At 63.5% G+C, this 16886-nt stretch carries 16 protein-coding genes; 7 read left to right on the top strand and 9 right to left on the bottom strand.

Going from position 1 to position 16886, the window contains the following annotated elements; genetic code table 11:
* Positions 1–61: 61 nt before the first annotated feature.
* Entirely contained in the window at positions 62–1426 is a 1365-nt protein-coding gene (locus JLZ96_RS24285) for an acetamidase/formamidase family protein (RefSeq protein ID WP_094623256.1), read from the top strand.
* 75 nt (positions 1427–1501) lie between these two features.
* Here the strand turns inward: JLZ96_RS24285 and JLZ96_RS24280 are convergent, their stop codons facing one another.
* Complete coding sequence (locus tag JLZ96_RS24280) at positions 1502–2119, bottom strand: TetR/AcrR family transcriptional regulator (protein WP_179274414.1); 618 nt, start codon at positions 2117–2119, stop codon at positions 1502–1504.
* Positions 2120–2204: 85 nt separating this feature from the next.
* Between JLZ96_RS24280 and JLZ96_RS24275 the strand changes: the two genes are divergently transcribed.
* Positions 2205–3557, top strand: coding sequence for a cytochrome P450 (locus tag JLZ96_RS24275; protein WP_094623255.1), 1353 nt, complete (start codon positions 2205–2207; stop codon positions 3555–3557).
* Here JLZ96_RS24275 and JLZ96_RS24270 read toward each other — a convergent pair.
* The 3 genes from JLZ96_RS24270 to JLZ96_RS24260 form a co-directional block, all read right to left on the bottom strand.
* Positions 3554–4423, bottom strand: coding sequence for an alpha/beta fold hydrolase (locus JLZ96_RS24270; RefSeq protein ID WP_094623254.1), 870 nt, complete (start codon positions 4421–4423; stop codon positions 3554–3556). The genes JLZ96_RS24275 and JLZ96_RS24270 overlap by 4 nt on opposite strands.
* Positions 4424–4470: 47 nt before the next feature.
* Positions 4471–4767 carry an antibiotic biosynthesis monooxygenase gene (locus JLZ96_RS24265; protein ID WP_027497837.1) on the bottom strand — a complete coding sequence of 99 codons (297 nt, stop codon included), beginning with the start codon at positions 4765–4767 and terminating at the stop codon, positions 4471–4473.
* Positions 4768–4835: 68 nt separating this feature from the next.
* Positions 4836–6212 carry an NAD-dependent succinate-semialdehyde dehydrogenase gene (locus JLZ96_RS24260; protein WP_201011498.1) on the bottom strand — a complete coding sequence of 459 codons (1377 nt, stop codon included), beginning with the start codon at positions 6210–6212 and terminating at the stop codon, positions 4836–4838.
* A 240-nt stretch (positions 6213–6452) separates the two neighbouring features.
* Between JLZ96_RS24260 and JLZ96_RS24255 the strand changes: the two genes are divergently transcribed.
* Positions 6453–8690, top strand: coding sequence for an NADP-dependent isocitrate dehydrogenase (locus JLZ96_RS24255; RefSeq protein ID WP_201011497.1), 2238 nt, complete (start codon positions 6453–6455; stop codon positions 8688–8690).
* 203 nt (positions 8691–8893) lie between these two features.
* Here the strand turns inward: JLZ96_RS24255 and JLZ96_RS24250 are convergent, their stop codons facing one another.
* Both JLZ96_RS24250 and JLZ96_RS24245 read right to left on the bottom strand, forming a co-directional pair.
* Positions 8894–9730 carry an adenylate/guanylate cyclase domain-containing protein gene (locus JLZ96_RS24250; RefSeq protein WP_052061211.1) on the bottom strand — a complete coding sequence of 279 codons (837 nt, stop codon included), beginning with the start codon at positions 9728–9730 and terminating at the stop codon, positions 8894–8896.
* Positions 9727–10707: a GlxA family transcriptional regulator gene (locus JLZ96_RS24245; protein WP_201011527.1), complete on the bottom strand. Its 981-nt coding sequence runs from the start codon at positions 10705–10707 to the stop codon at positions 9727–9729. The genes JLZ96_RS24250 and JLZ96_RS24245 overlap by 4 nt, the downstream gene beginning before the upstream one ends.
* A 122-nt stretch (positions 10708–10829) precedes the next feature.
* Here JLZ96_RS24245 and JLZ96_RS24240 point away from each other — a divergent pair, with 122 nt between their 5' ends.
* Positions 10830–11468 (top strand): isochorismatase family protein, encoded by a 639-nt coding sequence (locus JLZ96_RS24240; protein WP_201011496.1) that lies wholly within the window; start codon positions 10830–10832, stop codon positions 11466–11468.
* 45 nt (positions 11469–11513) lie between these two features.
* On the opposite strand, the gene JLZ96_RS24235 is transcribed toward JLZ96_RS24240, so the two are convergent.
* A complete protein-coding gene (locus JLZ96_RS24235; RefSeq protein ID WP_032388556.1) occupies positions 11514–12716 on the bottom strand; it encodes a VWA domain-containing protein in 1203 nt (400 codons plus the stop codon).
* A 219-nt stretch (positions 12717–12935) separates the two neighbouring features.
* Here JLZ96_RS24235 and JLZ96_RS24230 point away from each other — a divergent pair, with 219 nt between their 5' ends.
* The 3 genes from JLZ96_RS24230 to JLZ96_RS24220 are packed head-to-tail and all read left to right on the top strand — an operon-like array spanning position 12936 to position 15018.
* Entirely contained in the window at positions 12936–13355 is a 420-nt protein-coding gene (locus JLZ96_RS24230; protein ID WP_230591500.1) for an EVE domain-containing protein, read from the top strand.
* A gap of 12 nt (positions 13356–13367) precedes the next feature.
* Positions 13368–14354, top strand: a complete 987-nt coding sequence (locus tag JLZ96_RS24225; RefSeq protein WP_201011495.1) for an alpha/beta fold hydrolase — start codon at positions 13368–13370, stop codon at positions 14352–14354.
* Positions 14355–14361: 7 nt separating this feature from the next.
* On the top strand, positions 14362–15018 hold the full coding sequence (locus JLZ96_RS24220) for a nitroreductase family protein (RefSeq protein ID WP_201011494.1): 657 nt from the start codon (positions 14362–14364) through the stop codon (positions 15016–15018).
* Positions 15019–15027: 9 nt separating this feature from the next.
* Here the strand turns inward: JLZ96_RS24220 and JLZ96_RS24215 are convergent, their stop codons facing one another.
* Both JLZ96_RS24215 and JLZ96_RS24210 read right to left on the bottom strand, forming a co-directional pair.
* Positions 15028–15672 (bottom strand): response regulator transcription factor, encoded by a 645-nt coding sequence (locus tag JLZ96_RS24215; protein WP_032388499.1) that lies wholly within the window; start codon positions 15670–15672, stop codon positions 15028–15030.
* On the bottom strand, positions 15663–16883 hold the full coding sequence (locus JLZ96_RS24210) for a sensor histidine kinase (RefSeq protein WP_236254233.1): 1221 nt from the start codon (positions 16881–16883) through the stop codon (positions 15663–15665). Before JLZ96_RS24210 ends, JLZ96_RS24215 begins: the two co-directional genes overlap by 10 nt.
* Between the last annotated feature and the right edge of the window lie 3 nt (positions 16884–16886).

Genomic DNA, 16886 nt, shown 5'->3' with positions numbered 1-16886 from the left:
TCGTAACTGCTGAGAAACACCCCTGATCTACGTTCGAGATTCGGACAATTCAGGAGGCAGTATGGCGCAGTCGATGGCAGAGCACGCAGCGGAAACTATCAGCAAAGGAATCGGCCGACGCGGCTTCATTCGGGCGGTGGCAGCGATGAGCGCAGGGGCTGGTTTGGCAACTACAGCTGCGTGTTCGACGACCTCGACCACTACGGCGGCAACAAGTTCGTCGGCTCCGGTAGCGCCCGCGGGTGCCATTCTCAACCCAGGATCGGGCGACATCTCGGGGGACCACTACCTGAGCTCCGAGGTCGACAAGGTTCTGTGGGGCTACGTCCCGACCGTCGAGTCGGAGTCGGTATTGCAGATGAAGTCCGGCGAGACGGTGACCATCGACGCGCTCAGCCATGAGGGAATCCTCGAAGACCAGGGCCGCGATCCCGTCGAATTCTTCGGCGGCAAAGGTGTTTCCCAGTCCGATGTTCTTCAGGACGCGATCGACATCGCAGGCGGGTACGACCGAACGGTTCGCAACTTCGACGTCGACGGACCGCACGTGGTGACGGGCCCGGTGTTTGTCGAAGGTGCGCAGCGCGGCGATGTGCTCAAGATCGAAACTCTGGAGGCCGTTCCGCGGGTGCCGTACGGCGTGGTGTCGAGCAGGCACGGCAAGGGCGCGCTGGCAGTTACGGCGTCCGGCGAGGCACCGGCGGGCATCAGCCTCGACGAGGTCATGCCGCCGATCGGAAGCGACGGCAGGAAATCGGGTGACCCGACGCAGTACGGCAATGTATCCACGTTCACGGCCGTCGAGGACGGACAGGGCGTGATGCGGTACGGCGATGCGGCCGTGCGCTTTCCGCTGCGCCCGTTCATGGGCATGATGGGCGTGGCGTTCGCCAGCGACCCGGGTCTGACATCCCCGAATGCCAACTCGATTCCCCCGACGCTCGGCGGCGGCAACATCGACGTCGGTCTGCTCGGCGTCGGCTCGACGTTCTACCTTCCTGTGTTCGCGGAGGGCGCGTTGTTCTACGTCGGCGATCCGCACATGGCGATGGGTGACGGTGAGGTGGCGCTGACTGCGATGGAGGGGTCTCTGCGCGGCACCTTTCGCCTTACGGTCTGCAAGGCGGGCAGCGGTGACGCGCCGTCGGTCGCGTACTCGTATCCCTTTGCCGAGAACGAGGACTCGTGGATTCCGATCGGCCTGTCAGATCCGGACGGGGCCGTCGGCGGCCAGAGTTCGGACCTGAACGCGGCGATGCGTCGCGCGGTCGTCAACGCTCTGGACTTCTTGGAGACGGACCTCGGCATGGACCGAGCGACGGCGTATGCGTACCTGTCCGCGGCCGCGAACTTCACCGTCTCGCAGGTGGTCGACAAGACCGTCGGCGTGCACGGGCAGATCTCGAAGGCGCACTTCGACCGGTAGGAGTGCGCCTGCGGCGCAGTGGTGCGGGTAAGTGCCTCTGCGGGCACATAATCACGCCACTGCGCGTAGCGCACCTCAGCGGTGCGCGGTTGCGATGAAGTGACGTGTTGCGGCGTCGACGATGTCTGCAGGTGCGATGTCGATTTCGTCGTTCAGCCAGGCGATCACGAGTTCGGCAAGTCCACCGATGAAGAGCAGACCGTTGATCTCCGACTGTGGTTGCGGCCAGGCCTTCTCGCCGTAGAGTTCGCGCGACTGTTCGGCCACCAGATGAGCGAAGCCGCGCAGGGACTTTCGTCGGTATTCGCGGAGGGAGTCGACGGCGAGCGATTCGATCATCGCAACCCGGCCCTTGCGACGGTCCTCGGTCAGGACGCCGACGAACGCGGTCACTGCGTTGTGTACCTTCTCGTCGACGGTCCGGGCGGGGGAGTGCAGTGCATCCAGCGCTGCGGTCCGTATCTCGGCAGAGACCGATTCCACGACCTGCTCGAGCAAGTCGTCTCTGCTGGTGAAGTTTTGGTAGAAGTAGCGCTCGGTGAGCTTGGCGTGTGCGCAGATCGCGGTCATGGTCGCACCCTTCGCTCCGGCTGCCGCGAATACCTCGAGGCCGGCGTCGAGCAATCTCGCTCGGCGGTCGGCCGCGCGGTCGTCGGCGCTCATGCCGTTGTAGCGACGCGTCGTAGGGGGCATGGGTAGATCTTGACAGAGACCGTGGCTGTGACGCAGACTACATCTCATCTGACATGACGTCATGTCAGATTGACGGAGGTCGACAATGGCACGTGCTCTGGCTGCTCCACCCGCAGATTCAGCTCTCCAACCGGTGTTCGGCGACGGCGGTCTTCCCGTCGTCGGACACACGCTCGAGTACATTCGAGACCCTCTGAAGCTGCTCGGTAGTCGGTGGGACAAGTACGGCGAGGTCTCGTGGATGACGATGGCCGGGCAGAAGTGGATCACCGTTCTCGGTCCCGATGCGTGTCAGCAAGTGCTGCAGAACGCGGACAAGGCGTTCGCCAACGGTGACGGCTGGTCGCTGTTGATCGGGCCGTTCTTCCACGGCGGGCTGATGCTGCTCGACTCCGAGGAGCACCTACGTCATCGACGAATCATGCAGCAGGCCTTCACTCGGGACCGGCTGACCAAGTCCGTCGCAGCGTTGAATCCAGTTACAGCAACGGGTTTGGACGCGTGGCAGCCGGGCCGCGACTTTCAGGTCTATCCGGCGCTCAAAGCGCTGACGCTGGACGTCGCGACGAGCATCTTCATGGGAGGTGCGGAGGGAACGACGGACGCCGACATCGCTGAGCTCAACGCGAGTTTCATTGCCTGCGTGCAGGCTGCCACCTCGATCGTGCGCTACCGGGTTCCTGGCACGCGGTGGAAGCGGGGTTTGGACGGCCGGGCGGTGCTGGACCAGTTCTTCCGCCGCTACCTCCCTGCCCGTCGAGCCACCGAGACCGACGACCTCTTCTCGGTGTTGTGCCACATCGAGGGTGACGACGGAGAGCACTTCTCCGACGACGAAGTGATCGACCACATGATCTTTCTGCTCATGGCTGCGCACGACACGTCGACGATCACGCTGTCGACGATGATGCAGTACCTCGGCCAGCATCCGGAGTGGCAGGACAAGTGCCGGGCCGAATGCGAGGCGCTGGGTACCGATTCCCCGTCGTTCGCGCAACTCGACGAGCTGACCAATGTCGATCTGGTGATGAAGGAGTGCTTGCGCCTGGTCTCGCCCACGCCGGTAGTGGCCCGCCGTGCCGTGAAAGACACGGAGGTGCAAGGCAAGTTCGTCCCCGCGGGAACGTATGCCTCTGTCGCGCCGCACTTCACGCATCACATGGAGCAGTACTGGCCCAACCCCGAGCAATTCGATCCCGGGCGGTTCGCCGCCGATCGCCGCGAGGACAAGGTGCACCGCTATGCGTGGGAGCCGTTCGGTGGTGGCGTCCACAAATGCATCGGCATGTTCTTCGCCGGGGCAGAGATCAAGACGATCATGCATCACTTGCTGCTGCGGTTCGACTGGACGGTCGACCCCGACTACGTTGCACCGCTGAACTTCACGTCGCTGCCCTTCCCGGAGGACGGGCAGCCCGTGCAGCTGAGACGGCGTTAGACCGATCCGGCGCGGTCGGTGAGCCAGCCGATGATGTCGGCGGTGACCTCGTCACGGTTGGTCTCGTTGAGGATTTCGTGGCGGGCACCGGGGTACAGGGTGACGGTCACATCGCTCATGCCGGCCTCGCGGTAGCGGGACGCCAGTGTCTCGATCAACTGACCGCCGCCGGCGAGTGGGTCGTCCGTTCCCGACGTGATGAGCAGGGGGAGGTCCGAGCGGATCTGCTCCAGGTTGTGGGGATCGGCGAGCTTCTCGGCCTCACCGAACAGCGCGGGCACCGTCGACTCCGGAAGATCGAAGCCGCACAGTGGATCTGCCACGTAGGCGTCCACCTCGGCCTCGTCACGCGAGAGCCACTCGTAACCGGTGCGGTGCTCGAAGGCGGCGTTGAACACGCTCAGGTCCCCGGCGGGGGCGTCGGCCATTCCGGCGGCGAGGACGTCGAGTGTCGTCGAGCCGGACAGCACCACACCCTCGTACAGATCTGATCGCTCGATCAGAACATGCTGGGTGGCAAAGGATCCCATGGAATGAGCGAACAAGAACAGAGGCAGGTCGGGGTACTCGGTGAGCAGTGATTCGCCCAGTTGCTCGATGTCTGCCCACAGGCCTGCAAATGCGGCGGCCCCGAAATCGCCGGGGGTGTCCACGATCGACTGGCCATGGCCGCGGTGATCCGACGCGACGACGTGGAAGCCAGCGTCGTTCAGCGCGGCAGCGAAGCGTGCGTAACGACTGCCGTGCTCGGCGAGCCCGTGTGCGATCTGTACGACACCGCGAGCAGGATCGGCGGACGTCGCCCAGGTGTAGGTGCTGATCTCGAGGTCGTCCTGCTTGGATACGAACGACGAAGCGTTGGCCACGAAAATCTCCTTGGTGCGGCGAGAGGGTCGAGACACGAACCTAACTCTTACGCCTCGTACATCGGAGCAAAATGCTCGACGACGGGGAACGGATCGTAGAAGTGATGCAGTAGCGCCTTCCACTGCTGATACTCGTCGGAACCACGAAAGCCGTCGGTGTGGTCTTCGAGTCGTTCCCACTCCACCAACAGCAGGTAGGTGTTCGGTTGCTCGATGCCCTGCGAGAGGGTCAGATTCACGAACCCCGGCATCGACGCGATGATCGATTTCGCGTCGGCGAACGCGGTTTCGAACTCGTCGGTTCGGTGGGGGATGACATGCAGCAGGGCGTGTTCGACGATCATCGAGACAGTATGACCGCAGCAGCGCGATGCTCCCCGGGCAACTGCCTGGGGAGCATCGGCGAGTACGGCTACTTTGCGGAGACTCGGACGAGCTTCTTGTTCACGAATTCGTCCATGCCCCACGGCCCCAGCTCGCGGCCGACGCCGGAGCGCTTCACGCCGCCGAACGGCAGGCCGGGCAGTGTGGTGCCGTGTTCGTTGACGAAGGCCATGCCCACCTCGAGGCGTTCTGCTACGTCCCGGGCCTTGTCGAGGTCTGCGCTCCACACCGACCCGCTCAGTCCGTAGGGGGAGGAGTTCGCCAATTCGATTGCCTCGTCTGCATTCTGGACCTTGTAGATGACGCCTGCGGGGCCGAACAGTTCCTCGGTGTAGGCCCGCATGTCCGGCGTGACGTCGGTCAGCAGGGTCGGCTGCACGTACGCACCCGGTCCGTCGATCCTCTTGCCACCGGTGAGCAGTGTCGCGCCCTTGGACACCGCGTCGTCGATCTGCTCGATCAACGTGTCGGCAGCGGTCTGCGACGACAGGGGACCGAGGGTGGTGTTGGCATCCAGCGGATCGCCGGTCTGCACAGCCTCGAAGGAGGTGACGAGCTTGGCGACGAACTCGTCGTAGACGTCTTCGGCGACGAGTATGCGCTTGGCGGCATTACAGGCCTGGCCTGCGTTGGACAGGCGCGCACGGGTTGCGGATTCGACGGTGGCGTCCATGTCTGCTGAGTCGAGCAGGATGAACACGTCCGAACCGCCGAGCTCGAGCACGACCTTCTTGAGGTTGCGCCCCGCCGTCTCGGCGACGGACGTTCCGGCCCGCTCACTTCCGGTGAGGGAGACGCCCTGGACGCGAGCGTCGGCGATCATGTCGGCGATCTGCTCGTTGGTCGCGAAGATGTTGATGTACGCGTCTTCGGGCAACCCGGCCTGCCGGAAGATCTCTTCCATCAGCAATGCCGATTGCGGGCAGTTCGGTGCATGCTTGAGCAGAATCGTGTTGCCCACCATCAGGTTCGGGCCGGCAAATCGGGCTACCTGGTAGTACGGGAAGTTCCACGGCATGACGCCGACGAGTGCGCCCACCGGTTTGCGTTGCAGCACACTGATTTCCGCGCCGGGCACGTCGAGTGTCTCGTCCTCGAGCAAGCGGGGGCCGTTGTCGGCGTAGTACCGGTAGATGTTCGAGGACAGTTCGACCTCGCCCTGAGACTCGGTCAGCGGCTTGCCCATCTCGAGCGAGATGGTGCGGGCCAGTTCGTCGGCGCGCTCGACATAGAGGTCGGCGACCTTGTGCAGGATCTCTGCGCGATGCTCGGGTGAGGTCTTGCGCCACGTCTGGAAACCAGCGTGCGCGTCCGCGAGGGCGCGCTCGATGCCGGCCGTGTCGAGAGTTTCGAATTCCTTGACGGTTGTGCCGTCGGCTGGATTGACAGTCTTGTAGGTCGTCATGCTCGGTTCAACGGACGGCGGGGCCGATGTTGTTCCTAATCGGGCAAATCGGATGGCCCGACGGTGGTCAGAGGCGGGACGGGACACGGTCTCGAAATCCATTGAGCGCCCTACTGGTCGGTAACTTGGATGCGCAGATGGAGTGATACCCCACTGCCCCCCACAGCGGCGAGAACGAAGATTAAAGTTGAGGACGAACGCATCCAAAAGACGACGTCGAAACTGAGGCAAAGGCGAAACATGACAGCGAAGAAGCCGACCATCATCTATACCCTGACCGATGAGGCGCCGATGCTGGCGACTCACGCGTTTCTGCCGGTCATACGTTCTTTCGCCAGCGCGGCCGGCATCGACGTCGAGTCCAGTGACATCTCGGTTGCGAACCGCATCCTCGCCGAGTTCCCCGATTACCTCAACGAAGACCAGCGAGTGACCGACAACCTCGCCGAGCTGGGCAAGCTGACGCAGCTGCCCGACACCAACATCATCAAGCTTCCCAACATCAGTGCCTCCGTTCCGCAGTTGCTGACCGCGATCAAGGAACTGCAGGACAAGGGCTACGCGATCCCCGACTTCCCCGGGAACCCGAAGACCGACGAAGAGCGCGAAATCCGCGACCGCTACACCAAGTGCCTCGGCAGCGCGGTCAACCCCGTTCTGCGCGAGGGTAATTCGGATCGCCGCGCACCCAAGGCCGTCAAGGAATTCGCGCGCAAGCACCCGCACAGCATGGGTGAATGGTCGCCGGCGTCGCGCACCCACGTCGCGCACATGCGCCACGGCGACTTCTACCACGGCGAGAAGTCGATGACCGTCGAAGGCGACCGCGAGGTCAAGATGGAGCTGCTGACCGAGGGCGGCGAGACCATCGTCCTCAAGGAGAAGGTGTCGCTCACCGACGGCGACGTCATCGACAGCATGTTCATGAGCAAGAAGGCGCTCATCGAGTTCTACGAGGAGCAGATGGAGGACGCCTACAAGACGGGCATCATGTTCTCCCTGCACGTCAAGGCCACGATGATGCGGGTCTCGCACCCCATCGTCTTCGGTCACGCCGTCAAGGTCTTCTACAAGGACGCGTTCGCCAAGCACGGCGACCTGTTCGAGGAGCTCGGCGTCAACGTCAACAACGGCCTCTCGGACCTCTACAGCAAGATCGAGGCACTCCCCAGCGCGCAGCGCGAGGAGATCATCGACGACCTGCACAAGTGCCACGAGACTCGTCCGGAGCTGGCGATGGTCGACTCCGCACGCGGAATCTCGAACTTCCATTCGCCCAGCGACGTCATCGTCGACGCGTCGATGCCTGCGATGATCCGCAGCGGCGGCAAGATGTGGGGCGCGGACGGTCGGCCGAAGGACACCAAGGCAGTCAGCCCGGAGTCGACCTTCTTCCGCATCTACCAGGAAATGATCAACTTCTGTAAGACCAACGGTCAGTTCGATCCGACGACGATGGGCACCGTTCCCAACGTCGGCCTGATGGCGCAGAAGGCCGAGGAGTACGGCTCGCACGACAAGACGTTCGAGGTCCCTGCCGGTGGCGTCGCGAACATCACCGACCTGGCGACGGGCGAGGTTCTGCTGACGCAGGACGTCGAAGAGGGTGACATCTGGCGTCTGTGCATCGTCAAGGATGCGCCGATTCGCGACTGGGTTGCGTTGGCAGTGCGCCGCACCCGTGAGTCCGGAATGCCGGTCGTCTTCTGGCTCGACCCGTACCGCCCGCATGAGAACGAGCTGATCGGCAAGGTGCGCATGTACCTGAAGGATCACGAGACAGAGGGCCTCGACATTCAGATCATGTCGCAGGTACGTGCGATCCGCTACACGATGGAACGTCTCATCCGCGGGCTCGACACCATCTCCGCGACCGGCAACATCCTGCGTGACTACCTCACCGACCTGTTCCCGATCCTCGAACTCGGCACCAGCGCCAAGATGCTCTCCATCGTTCCGCTGATGGCCGGCGGTGGACTGTACGAGACGGGCGCGGGCGGCTCGGCCCCCAAGCACGTCAAGCAGCTCATCGAGGAGAACCACCTTCGCTGGGATTCGCTGGGTGAATTCCTGGCTCTCGCAGTCAGCCTCGAGGACCTGGGAACCAAGACCGGTGACGTCAAGGCGACCATCCTCGCCAACGCACTCGACTCGGCCACCGGCAAGCTGCTCGAGAACAGCAAAGGCCCGTCGCGCTCGACCGGTGAACTCGACAACCGTGGCAGCCAGTTCTACCTCGCCCTCTACTGGGCACAGGAACTCGCTGAGCAGACCGAGGACACCGAGCTGGCCAAGCACTTCGCAGCTCTGGCAAAGACCCTCGCGGAGAACGAAGAGAAGATCGTCGGCGAGCTCAACGCGGTACAGGGCAACCCGGTCGACATCGGTGGTTACTACTACCCGGACCCCGAAGCCACCGCCGCAGTGATGCGTCCGTCCTCGACGTTCAACGAGGCACTGGAGTCGGCGAAGCAGTAGTACTTCTGCCTGCTTCACCACCCCCCCCTTTTCGGGATGAATGGCCCATTCACGCGCTCAGGCGTTGTGAATGGGCCATTCATTCGTTCGGGGGCAACAACTTTCGGACTTAGCAGCAGCCGCCAGCCGTCCGCGGTCCACAGTTCGCCCCCCGGTTGGGATCAATGCGACATTCACGCGTTCAGACGTTGTGAATGGGACATTCATGCGCTCGCGTGGCCGGTCTCCGCACTCGGAAGTGCCGGCAGCGCCACCGGATACAACTGAAAGCTTCCGCTCATTCCCTTGAGTTCGACGTCGCGGGGCGTCCCCAGAGTCAGGCCGTCCGCCCTGGCGATGGCGTCACGCACCGGCTCGCTGACAAGAATTTCTCCGCCCTCGGCTTGGTTCGCCACTCTTGCCGCCATGGCCACGTTGAGTCCGAACAGGTCGTCGCCTCGACGCACCGAGCTGCCGACGTGCACGCCCATGCGCACGCGGATGCGGTCCCACCGATCTGGGTTCTTCAGCAGGGCTTCTTGGACTTCCACTCCGCAGCGCACGGCCTCGGCCGGGTCGGAGAAGGCGATCATGTAACCGTCGCCCTGGCTCTTGACCACATGTCCGCCGTGGTCGTCGACGTGTTTGCGGATCAGCTTGTTGTGCTTCTCGAGCAGTTTCACCCAACCGCGGTCGCCCAGTTCTTCGTTGCGGGCGGTGGACCCTTCGATGTCGGAGAACATGACCACGATGTCGCCGTCGGCGGTCATGCGTGCCAGGTCGGGGCGTTCGACCTTGGCCCAGCCCGCGAGGTCTTCGACGGAGTTGCGGACGGTCGCGCCGAATCCCTTGTTGATGAGTAGGTCCGTGGTGTGGAAGGCGGTTCTGATCGCGAAGGGCACCAGGCCGCGTCGCTTACGGCGTTGCTGCGATTCGAGAGCGCGGTCGAGTGCCCGACGCGTGTGCTTCAACTTTCGTCGAGACACGATGAGAACCACACCGAGCGCGATGATGGCGGCGAGCTCGACTCCGGCAACTATCCACAGGATCACGTTGCTCATCCTCGCCTGTCGGCGGTGTCCGTGGTTGCACAACCGACCGCGAACTGCTTCCGGTAGGCCGTCGGCGTGACGGCGAACGCCGAGTGGAAGTTCTGACGCAGGGTGACGGCGCTGCCGAATCCGCACGAGGCAGCGATGGTCTCGATACTGTGGCCGGTCGTTTCGAGTTGGCTGCGGGCGGCGTCGAGCCGCTGGTCGAGTATCCAGCGCGCGGGCGTGGTTCCCGTCGCATACTGAAATTGCCGGATGAAGCTGCGCCGGCTCATGCGTGCCCGCTCGGCAAGGCGCTCGATCGGCAGGGGCTCGGCCAGTCGCTCCAGCGCCCAGCTCTGGACGTCGGCGATCGCGGAGTCCTCGGATGCCTCGATCACCGGCCGTTCGATGTATTGCGCCTGACCGCCGTCGCGATGGGGTGCGACCACCAGACTGCGCGCGACCCGCGTTGCCGCTGCCGCGCCGAGGTGCTTGCGGACGATGTGCAGGCAGGAATCGATCGACGACGCCGTGCCCGCGGAGGTCATGACGTCGCCGTGGTCGATGTAGAGCACGGACTCGTCGAGGCCCAGTTGCGAATTGCGGTCGCGCAGTTCGGTCATCTTGGACCAATGGGTGACGGCAGGGCGTCCCGCGAGCAGTCCGGTGTCGGCGACGGCAAACGACCCCAGACACAGTCCCGCGATCTGGGCTCCCCGTCTGTGAGCGCCTCGAAGAGCGGTGGACAGGTGAGCGCCGATGTGTGGCAACGACTCCGGCCACGACGTCACGATGACGATGTCGGCACAATCGGCGATGTCGGGGCCTTCGATCTCGCCGACGGGGAAGCCCTCCTCGGTGCGGATCGATCCTGGCTCGTCGGACCACACCCGCGTCTCCCAGTCGGGGGCCAGCCCGAGGCGCGTCACCTCGCCGAACACCATCAACGGCGCGGCGAGGTGGAACATGGTGATGCCGTCGAACACGTACAGCGCGATGCGCATGAATCTCCGATCGATGAATTGGCGCAATTTCATCGAAAGTATGCATCCGTGCCACTCGTGAACGCAAGGTCGGTGCCGAAGTATGGGTATCGACCGAGTACGCCACCTGAAGGAGAACGTCCATGACCGCACCGCGTAGAGCCCTCATCGTCATCGATGTACAGCAGGAATACTTCGAGGGAGTGCTGAAGATCCAGTACCCGCCTCGCGACGAGTCGTTGGCCAACATCGTTCGTACCATCGAAGCGGCTGTGACGCAGGATGTTCCGGTGGCCATCGTGCAGCACGAGATGCCCGAAGGCTCGCCGGCATTCGTCAAGGGAACCCCGACGTACGAGCTTCATCCCGACATTCAGGCCGTCGTGCAGCCGTCCTTCGAGCGAGTCGAGAAGCAGTACAGCAGCGTCTTCGCTGGCACCGACGTGGCGAAGTGGTTGCAGGGCAACAATGTCGACACCGTCACGATCGTCGGATACATGACCAACAACTGCGATCTCGCCACCAGCGCCGACGCCGAAGCACTAAACCTGACCGTCGAGATCCTGTCCGACGCCACTGGCTCGATCAACCTTTCGAACGAGGCGGGGACAGTCTCAGCCGAACAACTCCACAAGGCGCTGATGGTGCTTTACCAGTCCAATTTCGCAGCGGTGGCGACGACCGACCAGTGGATCGACGCGGTCAAGAACGGAAACGGCCTCACGGCAAACAATCTGGTGGTCTCGGCTGCGCAGGGCAACGACGCGGTCGGTACCGCCTGAGCCCACGACAGGCGGTCTGACTTCTATCAGGTCGGGTGTCCGTCGTCAGTCGATTATCTTCGCCGCCCGGGCTGCACGTATCCAATCCGGGAATTCGCTGAGGATTCGTTCGTACAGCTCGGCGTCGGAGACTTTGTCGATGTCGTCGAGCGCGAAGAACCCGGCGTTGTCGATGAGCCGGCCTTCCATGGTGTCCAGCTTTTCGAGAACGCCGTAGTTCGCTTTGCCGACACCGATGAACTGCCAAAAGATGGGCGCGCTCGACGCCGTCCGCATGAAGCTCGCGATCGGCCCGCGTTTGGTGAAGCCACCGTCGGTGAAGAACAGCACCAACGTGGGCTGACGCGAGGCCACCGTGGACAGGATCTGATTCATGATCGGCAGTTCGTCGTTGGTGCCGCCGATCGACGAGTAGTCGATTCCGCCATGGTGGCCGTACAGGTGGAGGTAGGTGTCGGCCCAGGAATCGGTGCCTGCGACGGTGATGACTGGTAGCTGCGCGTACCACGAGCCGTAGAGGTAGGGTTCGAGCTCGCCGTCGTCGTCGAGCTGGGTCGCAACCGGAACCATTCGTTCGACGACTCTGTGCACTACGCGCGTCGAGTACTGCTTGCTCATGCTGCCGGTTTTGTCGATGACAAGAATGATCCGAGCCCGCAGTCCCACGGCATTCTTCGTCAGCAACACCTTGTGTACATGTTTCTTGCGGAGATCGAGCTTCTCGCGTTTGACCATCGAGAGCTTTTCCTCGCCCGCTACGGAACGCACTGTCGGGGTATCGTTGTCCTCGACGTCGACACCGTGTTCGCGGACGAGATCGGCAAAGCCCGCGTCCCAGCCGGCGCTCACATTGCGCACCTTCCAGTCGCCGCCGCGGCGATAAATTTCGACCAGAACTGCTGCAGTTTCCGTCGTCAAACCCGATGCTGGACTGACGATGTCGCTCGACCTTACGGTCATTCCGGCGCGAGTCGACAGTGCGCTGTCCGACGCAACCGCGACGACGATGGCGTCGACGTCGGTAGGCACGAGACGCAGGTCGATGCTCAACGAACGCGTCGATGACAGCCGAACCGCGCCCTCGGGCGACGATGGCTGATTGAAGAACACGAAGTCGTCGTCGCTGCGTACTTTTCGACCCGTGTTCACTTGGAACGCAAGTAGGTCGACACCGTTGGCGTCGTCGACGGTGACCTCGAACGCTCGTGCCTCGATCAGGGCATTCCCGCCTCGGGTCAGGGTCGTCATGGTGTCCTTTCGGTGTCGCTGGAACACATGAGGCCAGAGTAATGGCGGCACGAAATGGTGCACGAGCTGGTGCGAAAGCCGCCGCCTGAATGGATGACCGACCGGCGTCGCCGGCGAGTGGGAGATCCCAACGAGCTGCCATCCACACCAGGTGGGTTGGTAATTGTCCCTGCGCAGGGCAACGACGCTGTCGCCCAGTTTGTCATTACGATGGCGAGTGTGACGGCACGGGCGATAACGGACCAGACGCTCGGCGCATGGGTGATCAAGTGCAATCCGCACAAGACCGACCTTGCACCGATGGTCGAAGCTGCACGTGCGCACGAGAATTGGTGCGTCGCGAACAACTATCGAACTCGTCTGATGGCACCTGGGCAACCTGTGTTGTTCTGGGTCAGCAGCCACCCGCGACGCGGGATCTGGGGTGCGGGTCGATTGACCGGCACCCCGGTCCCCGGCTCCCAGTGGAAGGTCTCGACGAACATCACGCTGTTCGATGAGCCGGTCCTCGCATCGGATCTGCATGCCGTTGCGGAACTGTCGATGCTCGAGGTGTTCCGGTCGCCGCAGCAGTCCAATCCCTCATGGGTCGACGCGTCCGCATGGGCAGTGATCCGACAGATGCTGCCTCTCGAATGATGTGATGGCGCTATGACACCGGAGGACGAACCGACACTGCACGGAATGCTGGATGTCGGGGACGGGCAGCGCGTCTACTGGGAGCAATGGGGTCCGTCCGACGGCGTCCCGGCGGTGTACCTGCACGGCGGACCGGGCGGGACCCTGAACTCCAGTCAGTTTCGTCGCCACTTCGACCTGTCCCGTGTTCGCGCAATCGGATTCGAGCAGCGCGGGTGCGGACGGTCGACCCCGCACGCGTCGGATCCCTCGACGTCGTTGACTACCAACACCACTGCGCATCTGATCGCCGATATCGAAGCGCTGCGTGTGCTCCTCGGCGTCGAGGCGTGGATCGTCAACGGCGCGTCCTGGGGATCCACTCTTGCTCTTGCCTACGCTCTCGCGCATCCGACGAGGGTTCTCGGCATGGTGCTCGTGTCGGTGACGACGACCAGCCGCGCGGAGGTCGTTTGGATCACCGAGGGCGTCGGTGCGGTCTTCCCGGAGGCGTGGGATCGGTTCGCCACCTTCGCCGAGCAGGCCGGCGTTGGCTATCGACGCGGTGAGGGCCGCACAGTCGACGCGTACGACCGCCTGTTCAATTCGGCCGATTTACATCTGCGGGACAAAGCATCTCGCGAGTGGGCACTGTGGGAAGACGTGCACATCTCGATCGGTACCGATGGCGTTCGGCGCAATCCGCGGTGGGACGACGACCGGTTCCGACTCGCCTTCGTGCGGCTGACCGCGCACTACTGGTCGCACGACGGGTTCTGTGATCCGCCTCTGCTCGATCGTGCCGACGGTCTGCGAGATGTTCCGGGCGTCCTGATCCATGGCCGAAAGGACGTTTCCGGACCGGCTGTCACGCCGTGGCATCTACACCGACGTTGGCCCGGGTCGACACTCGTCATCGATGAGGGCGACGGGCATGGGGGACTGTCCATGGCGGCGCGCTGGGACGCTGCGAACGAAGAATTGACCGACCGGGCCCTGCAGAGGCCGAATGGTGCATGATCGAAGGGTGACTTCTTTCCCGATCGTTGATCTGACTCCCGACGAGCTGCTGACTACGACGCGTACGGTCCGCAAGCGCCTGGACCTGACGCGGCCGGTGCCAATGGAGCTGATCAAGGAATGTCTCGAGATCGCGCTGCAGGCCCCGTCCGGCTCGAACAAGCAGGGGTGGCAGTGGATCGTCGTCACCGATCCTGATCTTCGTGCCCGCATCGGTGCGATCTACGGCGAACTGTTCGCCGAGTACCAGGCATCGAAGCAATCCGCTTCGGCCTTTTTCGCGGACGATCCCGAACGCGCATCGGTTCAGAAGCGCGTCGGCGACAGTGCCGGTTGGCTCGGCGAGCACATGGGTGAAGTTCCCGTGCTGCTGATTCCGTGCATCAAGGCAGGGAAGACTCTTCCAGCCGGCAATCAGGCCGGTTTATGGGGCTCGTTGTTGCCTGCGGTGTGGAACTACGCGCTGGCTGCTCGGGCGCGTGGACTCGGAACAGCGTGGACGACAATCCATCTCGCGAAGGAAGCCGAGATCTCCGAACTGCTCGGCATTCCCGAAGGCTTCCATCAAGGCGCACTGATTCCGACTGCCTACTACACGGGGGAGACCTTCAAGGTCGCGCCCAGGGATCCGATCGAGACAGTGCTGCACGTCGATCGGTGGTAGTCGGCCCGGCTAGGTGCGCAGGTAGGCCACCACCGCCATCACGCGTCGGCTCATACCAGTCGAGTTCGCCAATCCGAGTTTGTCGAACACGGCGTTGATGTGTTTCTCGACCGAGCTCACCGAAATGAACAGACCAGCGGCGATTCTGGCGTTCGTGAGACCTTGCGCCATCAGCTCGAGCACATCGCGCTCGCGCGGCGTCAGTCGTTCGAGGGGATTGGATCGGGTGGTGCGAGACAACAGCTGGCGCACCACCTCCGGGTCGAAGGCAGTCCCGCCGCCGGCAACTCTGTCGAGGGCGTCCAGGAACTCGTCGACCTGCGCGACTCGGTCCTTCAGCAGGTACCCGACCTTGCCTCCTGGCCCACTGATCAGCTCTGCCGCGTAGCGGTTTTCGACGTACTGGGAGAGCACGAGCACTGCCACCTCCGGCCATCGACTGCGAATGGTCAATGCTGCCCGCAGCCCCTCGTCGCTGTTGCCTGGAGGCATCCGAACGTCGGTGACGACGATGTCGGGATGATCCAGTTCCACGGCAGCCAGGAGCGCGTCGGCGTCGCCCACGGACGCGATCACGTCATGGCCTTCGTCGACCAGCAGACGGACCAGGCCCTCACGCAGCAACGTCGAGTCCTCCGCGACGATCACGCGCATGGGATGCTCGCAGTCACAACGGTCGGGCCGCCGACCGGGCTGTCCACGGTGAGGGTGCCATCCATGGCAGCGACGCGGCGGGCCAGTCCGGACAATCCGGTGCCGGACGGATCGGCGCCACCGGACCCGTCGTCGGTGATGGTTGCCAGTACGCGATCGAACTTTTGTTGAGTGACGTCGACCTCCAACGATCTCGGGGAGGCATGCTTGGCTGCGTTGGTCACCGCCTCCGAGATGACGAAGTAGACGGCTGTTTCCACAGCGGGGCGCAACCTCTCTGTCAGTTCGTACGAGAGTCGAACGGGCACACCGGACCGCTCGGCCAGCGCCTCGAGAGCTGGGCGCAGGCCGTCCTTGTCGAGTGCGATCGGATACACCCGGTTGGCAACCTCGCGCAGCTCGTCTATCGCTCCCTGCGAGGCGACCTGGGCTTGGCGGAGGAGTTCGTGCACCTTGTCGGGATCTTCAGCGCGGCGAGCCCGGCCGACGAGCATTCCCAAAGCAACCAGGTGCTGTTGCACGCCGTCGTGCAGGTCACGCTCGATGCGTCGGCGTTCGTCGTCGATAGCGTCCACGACATGATCGCGGGTGCTCGTCAGCTCGGCAACCCGGTGGTGCAGCAACCGATCCGACTGCCGGCCGAGTACCTGGATGATGAACCAGCGATCGAGATATCCCACCCCCGCCACTCCGACTGCCGCGACGAAAATCAGCAGGACTCCGGGTAGTGCGGCTGTGGCGATGAGTCCGCCGTCGACGCGGTTCGAGTCCTCGATCAAGCCCCAGTCGCCGCTGACAGTCCATGCCGAGACCATCGATCCGGCGACGACGAGACACAGCGTCAGGAGGAGAATCACGCCGAGCCCGAGCAGCCCGATAGGCCAACGAATTCCGAGATACCAGCGGCAGCGACGAGGGGCCGCCGCATCCGTGGAGAACGCGCCGTGAAAGCGTGTGATCCGCCGGATCTCGAAGTCGGACAGCATCAATGCAGTCTCGTCTACGGCCGTCCGTATTGGGTCTCCCCACCGGCCGAGGAGACGCACCAGTGCTAGGGCGAGTAAAGCCGCCACGGAGAACAACAGAGCCGCGATCGCGGTGAAGATTCCGAGCAGAACTCCGGAAAGTGCCGTGAGCCAGCGCCGTAGAAGTGAGCCGATCGACGCGCGATCAGCCTGCTCGGGTGAGTAGACGTCACGGTTGGCCAGCACACG

Source organism: Rhodococcus sp. NKCM2511 (genome assembly GCF_014905595.1).
Lineage (GTDB): Bacteria > Actinomycetota > Actinomycetes > Mycobacteriales > Mycobacteriaceae > Rhodococcoides > Rhodococcoides fascians.
Note: the sequence above shows the minus strand (reverse complement) of the source record. Positions and strands in the feature narration are given on the sequence as shown.